The organism is Gordonia sp. HS-NH1 (assembly GCF_001418765.1).
GTDB lineage: Bacteria > Actinomycetota > Actinomycetes > Mycobacteriales > Mycobacteriaceae > Gordonia.
This window is the reverse complement of sequence record NZ_LIYC01000072.1, coordinates 235-9012: the sequence shown is the minus strand read 5'-3', so window position 1 is coordinate 9012 and position 8778 is coordinate 235. Positions and strand designations below refer to the sequence as shown.

Sequence of the window (8778 nt, the reverse complement as noted above, 5' to 3'; positions counted from 1 at the left end):
CCCGAGCCCTTACACGTCACACGTCGGCAACCCACCGGTGGCGGGTGGAGCCGTCGTGCTGGTACTCCGTCTCCAACTCTTGAAAGAACTCAGTGATGTACATGCTGGAGCGATACGGGAAGTACCGAACTTCGTCGACGTTCTGGGCATCGTCGCGTCCGAGGTTGCCCACGACGAGGTTTCCAAGAGCTTCGAGGTTGCGGCGACGGAACTTCACATGGGCATTGTTGCAAGCGACGCCGACGAATGCCCACACCTCGCGCGACCCTGCGGGCGATGCCCGATCAAGACCGAGGCGTTCGACTACCAGTTCGTCGGACCATCCGGGTAGCGTGTCGCAAGGGTCGGTTCCGAACTCGGCGGCCATGCCGTCGGCGGCAGGGAGATTGCACGCCCTGGTGGTTCTCGATCAATTTCCCACGGTGTATAGCGTGGACTTGCGGCGTTGAAGGTGTGCTGCAGGAGGATTTCCATCAGTGAGTTGAGTTGCCCGACTCCTTTGAGCCCGTGGCGTCGGTATGACTCATTCGCCTCGTAGACATCTGCGCGGCACATGTGCTGATCCGCCTCAAGCGTTCCGCGGTAGAGTGAGGGCATTCTCGAAGCCACTGACGAGCGCGAGTCAGATCTGTTGCCGGAGTGTCCTGTCTGCACGTAGCTCCTTCAAGGTGGGCGCCATTCAAGTGGCTCCTCGCCGAATCCCAGGTCAGGCAACAGGCTGTTTGATCGGATTGTGGACCACTGCTCGCGTACCAGGTTGCGCGCCGAGCTGAGATCGCCGTCGTTGGAATCCTCAGAGTAGAGCGATTCTGTCGCGAACTCGGCGGCCCCGCCGGTGTAGACCTCCCAAATCGCGACGGCTAGCGCGTGTGGAGTCACTGCTCTGAACGTGCGGCTCGTGCTAAGAATTCTCGCAATGGAGATCGTGAGATCTGGATTGGCAAGTTGAAGCCGCCGGCGGTGGTAATCGATAGGAGGCGGGCCGGTGAGCAGTTCCCGGGTCTGGTTCTCGATCTGATCCAGGGTGTCGGTCCAATCGCCGCTGCGCTTGATCTGGCGGATGAGTAGTGGTGGGTAGCGCGAGAATTCGTGAGGCAGTCCTAGCGCGAAAGCGATATGGCCCCAAGGTCTCGCGGTCCCAGACCGTGCAAGGAGCATGGAAAGGACGGCGCGATCCTTCGCAGTCGTGTAGTCGCGGAATCCCGTCCAGTGAACTTGAGGTATCGACGAGAGAGGAATGTGGTTGCCCGGGATCTCGTGGGCCGTCGGATAACGGGCACACCCACTAGCAACTCGAAACGTCAGTTGTGCCGTCGGCGATAGCTTTTCGGCGAGCGGGGTGATGGCGAGGTGGCCGATAACCGCATTCGTCCGACTACGGGGCAAATCTCGGCCGTCCCTGAGAAGCCAGGTTCCTGGAGTAAGGACGCTCTGCTCTACGGCGAGCGAATGAGCCGCATGAACGTCCTCCTCGCAGAGGATGGACTTTACCTTGAGGAGTTGCTCGAGGCACGCGGCGTCAGGGTCGCTTGCTGCTTGACAGCTCATAATGGGCTTGCCCAGCGTCAGAGCCGCGTCGAAGTATTCGCGTGTACTGAACCGCTGACCGCCAAAGCTGTTCGTCGAAGGCTCTGATGCACCGCGTGCGAGTTCGAGAATCCAAACCTGAGCTTCAACGATCTCGGGGGCAACCCTACGGAACTCGACGTCGCGCAAGTCGTGGCCGCAGTATGCGTGTCGAGTTCTTGGTGTTCGGGGGCGATTGTCGCGCTGCGGACAGGCCCAGTTGGGGTCGGTGCTATTGGGCCAACTCGTGCCCGCCCACGGCGTCTCGGCGCACCGAGGGCAGTTGGTAGGCATCAAGATCGCATGTTCGACACAGACGCGGTGTAGCGGCAGTGACCATGTCGAGTTCCAGTATCCTTGCTGAGCAAGGCATTCGGGACAGTAGGAAGGGTCGAGGGGCATCGATTCCGAAGACTTACCGTACCGTTCCCAGTGCGTGCGAAATGCGGAAACAGCCTCGGATATGAGTCCTGCCCGGAGGTATCGGGCTCGTTCGTCCGGTAGCCCCACCGTATCCACAATCAAATCACTGTGCTCAGCGATATGCGCAGAGACTCGTGTGGGGGACCAGGCACTCGTTGGAATCCCGAGTTCTCGGAGTAGCGCGCGTGCGGTGAGTCCGTAGCGGTGGCCGAAACGGCGCAGCCAACTCGGTGCGGTCTCATCGTCCCTGGGGGCGACGAGTATGGGAAGCCGCCGCGGGTTGTACCCGTCTGGTATCGCAATTGCGGAGGGTAGTTGCTCCGCGTCGGTTCTCTCACCTCTTGGGAGTGGTGAGCCGCTGAGCGGCATTGTCAACGACGACCTCCTCCAGGATGCTCGCAGTAATTTGCTCGGTGCCCGTCTTAATAGCCAGATAGGCGGCCCGATCGAGCAGGTTCGTCAGTGAACCGATGTGCCCTTGCGTTCGGCGGAAGAGTTCCTTGCCGAAATCGGATAGTGTCCCAGGCGTTTGCGCGGCGAGCATTAGGTGCAATTCGAGGGCGTTGAGAAGCGAGATCCAGGCGACGTTGCTGGCATCGGAGTCGGTGTTGAACGGCGCGACGCGTGCACGTGTGGCACGGCGGGCAGTCTGTGCGTACACGGCACCGTCATCGCCTCCCAGGCCCTCGTCGAAGAACTTCTTCTCTGTGAGGCGTACACCGACGTAAATGAACGTGACCGCCATTTCGTTGGCCAAGCCCTTCAGATGATTGCTTACTTCGCGACCGTGACGGTCTCGAAAGTCGATGAAGTGAAGGTCATCGATGACAATTATCTGAGTCTCGCAGCTCCGTACGCAGTCGACCGCGAGCGCACCCAAACCAGAAGTATTCGCACCAGCTACCCCCAGATGGCCATAGAAGGCGAGGATCTTTCTGTTCAGGCCCTTGAGGGTGATTCCAGCATCGAGCGGGATGAAGGCGACCGGAATACGCTGATCGCCTGCGGCGGTCTCGCTGCTGAGGCGGCGAATTGCAGTTCGATGGAACTGCCTTGCGTAGCGGATGGCGATGGTGGTCTTACCGAGACCTGGCGGGGCGTCGATCACGACCGATCCGCGGAGGCGGTCGCCATCGCGACGGTTGGACGCCATGACTTGATCGATGACAGCGAAGGCGTGCGTGAGTTGAGCTGTCTTGACAGTCGGGAGGTTGGCATTCCATACAAAGCGAGCTTCGTTGTAGTCTTCGCGCTCGTCGTCGCTGAGCGCTGCGATCTGTCCCTTCGTGAGGAGTTCCAGGCTCGCGCGCGGCGGCGAATGCACGAAGTCGTGCCAGCCCACTTTTGACGCCAGGTTGTAGCGATGCGGTTGATTGTTTCGAAGCCATAGTGCCCATGGGTTACTCATTCGTCGAATACCTCATAGCTCGAATCGTCTGCACCTTGGTACTTCTCAAACACATCGAGGTCATCGTCCAAATCCCAACCTGGAGGGCGACGTTCTGCTCTCCTCGCGAGAAGGTCGATAACTCCTGGCAGTGATGCAATCTCGTCGTCAGGTTGGCCATCGCCAGTATCGCTTGCCGTGGAACGGGTGCTGGCCAGGCGTCGTGCGAGGGCGCGGTCGCGCTTGGATTTGGTGTTGCCTTTGGACCACTCATCGAGGAGGTTGCGGACGGCGTCCTGTGGGTCGACATGCCGGTTTTCGCGGACGGCCAGAAGCTTGGTGTAGTCGGCGGCGTCCGAGGAGAAGGGCTGGTCGAGTCCACCTGCGTGCTCCCAGACCAGAGGCGACCATTTGCCAGATGAGGGGTCGCGGAAGTACACGCGTCGAACATCGCCGCTGTCTATGTGGATTGGCCATTTTCTAGCCTTCGGACCACCGAAGTTGGACTTGCTATTCCGGTAAGGGTTGAGCGCCGCGCCATCGTATCGGCGCCCATCCACTTCTATGCCATAGTGCTGGATCGTGCGCCACTCCACATTGAGAAACTCGTACGCAAGGTCCGGTGAGGACGGGATGGTGAGTCCACCGGCGCGAGCCAGGCCGATCTCGTACATTTCGAGCGGTGATAGCTCGAGGCCGGGCGTCTCAGGGAGACACAAGCCTTCGTGTTTCGACCGGTGGTACACCCGAGCTGTCCACTCGCGAATTATCGACTCAAGCTCGGCGACGTAGTAGAACGCTTGACTCTCAATGTCTTCACCGCGGTGATAGACGTCGGGTCCCTTGTAGCCCGGCAGTTGCTGAAGCAGGCCGAGCCGAATGGTCTTGAAGAAGCGTTCGACAGTTGGCTTGTCTGACGCCTTCTTTACGATCGCAGGCTGAATCGAGATTCCGAGTCGCGCACAGGCGGATCTGACATGGTGCGAGAGGTAGATCTTGCCATGGTCAACAACGATTGACTCGGGTAGGCAGCCTGGGATGCTCGGAGTGGCATCGTCTGCGGTCGGGTCGTCGCGTTCGATTGCGATCGAACTAGGCACGCCGTGAAACGGCCACGCTCCGTCGTCGACCGGTTCTTGGGGCGTGACCGACTGGTGTAACACATTGGCCACGTCGATTGCCTTGGTTGAAATCGGGGTCAGGCGCAGACCGACAATGCAGCGTGTATAGAGGTCTTGCGCCACAGTGAGTTCGACCGGCACCCAACGCAGCGTGATCGGCTCCATCGCGAACACGTCGAGGCGCGTTGTGTCGAGTACGAAGTACTCTCCGGGGCGCGTGGCGCGCAAACGGCCATACGGGGCCTCCGGCCGGTCGGCGGCGATTCGCCGTGCCTTTCCGCTGCCAAATGAATAGCGACCCTTGGAGAGCTCGTCCAGCCAGCGGTAGGCGGTCGCATTGGATGGGGTGGGCGCCAGATCGGCGCCACACCGCTCGGTCAGCAGATTGTTGGCCTGGTCGATTACTATGTTTCTGCTGGGTGTGGATTCGCGTGTGTACCGATTGAGTACGTCGAGGCACGCCTCCCGCCAGAGTGGGTCGATCGGCGAGCGCTGCTTCCTTGCTTCGACGAGGCCGGCTGGTCCTGACTCTTGATACGCCTTCACCCAGCGTTTGACGGTGCGGTCAGACATGTTGTGTGCGAGAGCGACCGTTTCGGAGCTGCGACCGATAGAGTCGCCGCTGTTGTGATGCATCTCCAGTACTGCTTCGACGACGGCGAGCCGTGCGTTGTAAGTCTCTTGCTGTTTCTTCGTAAGATTCGAAAGCAGTTGTCCGGACGTCTCGCAGGGCCTGCGAGGTGCGTCGAGCGGCTGAGAAGACCTCACGAGGTGTGGAGTGCTCACCGCTCGTGTGCCGCGATCCGATTCGACTATCGACCGACTGTCGCTGATCTCGACTATGCGGACCACGGATCCGTCGATCCACACCCGATCGCCAACAGCAAGTCGATAAGTGTTGCTCATACGGCCTCGGCTCGATGGATCAAGGTGTTGTCGCCGAATGGCCGGGTGAGATCGGCCGTGAAGGTGCCCGTCCACAGAAGCTCGAGGACGATGTGTCGAGGCCGTGCAATCCGCTCGGCTGCGAGTGTGGCTTCAGCGTGCGCGATTGAGAGCTCCTCTGGAAATCGTTCGAGCACCGTCTGGAACAGGGCCGCGCGCGACTCGCGGCGAGCCTGAGAAGCGAATCTGATGTTGTTGATCAACGCCGAGTCCTCGCCGGTCCAAACCTCATAATCGGCGGAGAGGCGCTTGGACACCACCTTGGTCCACGTGAACACGGCCTTGACCTCGTCTTTCTGCGCGATTCGTGGATTCTTGACGTCCACGACCAAATATGACCCATCAGCCCGCGTCAGTAGGAGATCGGGACAGTGGCGTCGGCCGGTACCTCTGTCGTCGCCGGTGATCCAGAAAGGTTGCGCCGTGATCCAAACGACTTCGGGATCGAAGTCGGCAAGCAAGATGCGGTCGCGTTCGAGAAGGCTTTCGTAAACCACGTGGTCGGCTGTTGTACGGGTCCAAAAAAGACCTGGATAGTGGCGTTGGCCGGCGTGGGACGGTGGCAGGCGCACTGGCTGGGCTCGGGCCATCGAGCTGATCGAGTGATCCCTGACCTGACTGATGGTCTCGTCACCGGCTTCGGTAACGAAGCGAATCTCGGTCGCACCGATCTGATCAGGCATTTTGCTATCGTGCCGCATGACAGCCCGATGAGAACGATGACACGCCTATGACAAGCCGATGAGAAAATGACACGTTCGGTGAGAAGCTACAGGCCCCGTTCGCTCCTGGCATAAATCGCTCGGGAACAAGATTCCTGCCACCTGGGTTGAGTCGGTCAGACTTAACTCTGGAGGTTTCATGTCGAAGACATATTCACTACCGGTTCTCTTCGTCGCCGACGTCGTCCTGCTGCCCGGCATGGTCGTGCCCATCCCGCTCGACGATGCCGCCCAGGCCACGGTCGACGCCGCACGGGCGAGCGAGACCGGAAAACTGCTGGTCGCGCCGCGTCTGGACGACCGGTATCCCACCTACGGTGTCATCGCCTCGATCGTCCAGGTCGGACGCATCCCGGGCGGCGGCCTCGCGGCTGTCGTCAAGGGTGAACAGCGGGCACAGATCGGGACCGGAACACCCGGCCACGGTGCCGCGCTGTGGGTCGAGGTGACCGAGGTCGACGCCGTAGACGCCACCGACGAAGACCGTGAACTCGCCGGCGAGTACAAGAAGCTCGTGCTGGCGATGCTGCAGCGCCGCGAGGCGTGGCAGCTCATCGACGCCGTCAACAAGATGTCCGAGCCTTCGGATCTCGCCGACACGTCAGGCTATGCGGCGTGGCTGACCGACGAACAGAAGCGCGAGCTGCTCGAGACGCCGGTGACCGCCGAGCGGTTGCGTCGGCTCATCGAATGGACCGGCGATCACCTGGCCGAGTCCGAGGTGACCGAGAAGATCGCCGAGGACGTCCGGGCGGGCATGGACAAGCAGCAGAAGGAATTCCTGTTGCGTCAGCAGCTCGCCGCGATCCGCAAGGAACTCGGCGAGGACGAGCCCGAAGGAGCCGACGACTACCGCGGCCGCGTCGAAGAGGCCGACCTGCCGGAGAAGGTGCGCGAAGCCGCGCTCCGTGAGGTGGGCAAGCTCGAACGCGCCAGCGACCAGTCGCCGGAGACCGGATGGATCCGCACCTGGCTCGACACCGTGCTCGACCTGCCGTGGAACACCCGCACCGAGGACTCCACCGACGTCAAGGGCGCTCGCGAGATCCTCGACGCCGACCACCACGGCCTCGATGACGTGAAGGACCGCATCGTCGAGTACCTGGCGGTGCGTGCCCGTCGCGCCGAACGCGGCCTGCAGGTCGTCGGCGGACGCGGGTCGGGCGCTGTCATGGTGCTCGCCGGTCCTCCCGGCGTCGGCAAGACGTCGCTCGGTGAGAGCGTCGCCCGGGCGCTCGGCCGCAAGTTCGTGCGTGTCGCCCTGGGCGGTGTGCGCGACGAGTCGGAGATCCGTGGTCACCGCCGCACCTACGTCGGCGCGCTGCCCGGCCGGATCGTGCGGGCCATCGGCGAGGCGGGATCGATGAATCCCGTTGTGCTGCTGGACGAGATCGACAAGGTGGGGTCGGACTACCGGGGCGACCCGGCCGCCGCGCTGCTCGAGGTCCTCGACCCCGCGCAGAACCACACCTTCCGGGATCACTACCTCGATCTCGATCTCGACCTGTCCGACGTCCTGTTCCTGGCGACCGCCAATGTCATCGAGAACATCCCGTCGGCCCTGCTCGACCGCATGGAACTCGTCACGCTCGACGGCTACACCGAGGACGACAAGGTCGCCATCGCCCGCGACTACCTGCTGCCCCGGCAGGCCGAGCGTGCGGCCCTGACGCCCGACGAGGTGACCGTCACGGATGCGGCGTTGCGCGAGATCGCGGCCAACTACACCCGTGAACCCGGTGTGCGACAGTTCGAACGGTTGCTGGCCAAGGCGCTCCGCAAAGCGGCGACCAACCTCGCACAAGGGACCGCGACGGCGCCCGTCACCATCGACGAGCCCGAGCTGCGCGACTACCTCGGCCGTCCGCGCTTCACGCCGGAATCGGCGGAGCGCACGGCGGTCCCCGGTGTGGCAACGGGTCTCGCGGTCACGGGAATGGGTGGCGACGTCCTGTTCATCGAGGTCAACGCCACCGAGGGTGAGCCGGGTCTGAAGCTGACCGGCCAGCTCGGCGACGTGATGAAGGAATCGGCACAGATCGCCCTGTCGTACGTGCGGGCGCACGCCGAGCAACTCGGCGTCGATCCGAAGGCGCTCGACAAGACCATCCACGTGCACGTTCCGGCCGGAGCGGTGCCCAAGGACGGTCCGAGCGCGGGCGTCACCATGGTCACCGCGCTGGTGTCGATGGCCACGGGACGCCAGGTTCGCAGCGATGTCGGTATGACCGGTGAGGTCACGCTGAACGGGCGCGTCCTTCCGATCGGCGGGGTCAAGCAGAAACTGCTTGCCGCACAACGCAACGGGCTGAAGACCATCTTCATCCCGCAGCGCAACGAGCCCGACCTCGACGACGTGCCGGCCGAGGTGCTCGACGCCCTCGACGTCCGCCCGATGACGGACGTGGCGGAGATCGTCGCGCAGGCATTGGAAGCCGCTTCCGACGCGCAGTGGACCGCGGCCTGACGGTGCTCGAACGATGACACCCCGGCGGGTGCGTGGATCGTCCACGCGCCCGCCGTTGTGTTGTCGTCCGTCGGAACGGCGGTGGGTCGTCGTCGTGGTTGGTCGCTCGATGGTGGGCCGCCTCCGACCGGGCATGTCGATTCGCTT

Annotated in this window: 6 protein-coding genes and 1 pseudogene; 2 read left to right on the top strand and 5 right to left on the bottom strand. The window is 62.5% G+C overall.

All coding sequences use genetic code 11. From position 1 onward, the window contains the following. Positions 1–331 (top strand): hypothetical protein (locus tag AMD30_RS25620; protein ID WP_231632836.1); only part of this gene is annotated, 331 nt, incomplete at its 5' end. A gap of 332 nt (positions 332–663) precedes the next feature. Here the strand turns inward: AMD30_RS25620 and AMD30_RS25615 are convergent. From AMD30_RS25615 to AMD30_RS23725, 5 genes and pseudogenes are all read right to left on the bottom strand, one after another. Then, entirely contained in the window at positions 664–1716 is a 1053-nt protein-coding gene (locus AMD30_RS25615) for a hypothetical protein (protein WP_020169780.1), read from the bottom strand. Positions 1717–1875: 159 nt separating this feature from the next. After that, positions 1876–2358: pseudogene (locus AMD30_RS25845) on the bottom strand (TniQ family protein); the annotation flags it as partial. Beyond that, positions 2324–3397, bottom strand: a complete 1074-nt coding sequence (locus AMD30_RS23735; protein ID WP_006369929.1) for an ATP-binding protein — start codon at positions 3395–3397, stop codon at positions 2324–2326. The gene AMD30_RS23735 and the pseudogene AMD30_RS25845, both read right to left, overlap by 35 nt. After that, positions 3394–5403: a helix-turn-helix domain-containing protein gene (locus tag AMD30_RS23730; protein ID WP_079931101.1), complete on the bottom strand. Its 2010-nt coding sequence runs from the start codon at positions 5401–5403 to the stop codon at positions 3394–3396. Before AMD30_RS23730 ends, AMD30_RS23735 begins: the two co-directional genes overlap by 4 nt. Next, on the bottom strand, positions 5400–6125 hold the full coding sequence (locus AMD30_RS23725) for a TnsA-like heteromeric transposase endonuclease subunit (RefSeq protein WP_006369927.1): 726 nt from the start codon (positions 6123–6125) through the stop codon (positions 5400–5402). The genes AMD30_RS23730 and AMD30_RS23725 overlap by 4 nt, the downstream gene beginning before the upstream one ends. Before the next feature lie 178 nt (positions 6126–6303). On the opposite strand from AMD30_RS23725, the gene lon reads away from it, so the two are divergent. Next, on the top strand, positions 6304–8631 hold the full coding sequence (gene lon, locus AMD30_RS23720) for an endopeptidase La (protein ID WP_055477313.1): 2328 nt from the start codon (positions 6304–6306) through the stop codon (positions 8629–8631). Positions 8632–8778: the final 147 nt, after the last annotated feature.

Excerpts from the sequence above, each read along its gene's own strand:
- AMD30_RS23735 (WP_006369929.1), bottom strand. The coding sequence starts at position 3,397 with ATGAGTAACCCATGGGCACTATGGCTTCGAAACAATCAACCGCATCGC.
- AMD30_RS23730 (WP_079931101.1), bottom strand. The coding sequence starts at position 5,403 with ATGAGCAACACTTATCGACTTGCTGTTGGCGATCGGGTGTGGATCGAC.
- AMD30_RS23725 (WP_006369927.1), bottom strand. The coding sequence starts at position 6,125 with ATGCCTGATCAGATCGGTGCGACCGAGATTCGCTTCGTTACCGAAGCC.
- lon (WP_055477313.1), top strand. The coding sequence starts at position 6,304 with ATGTCGAAGACATATTCACTACCGGTTCTCTTCGTCGCCGACGTCGTC.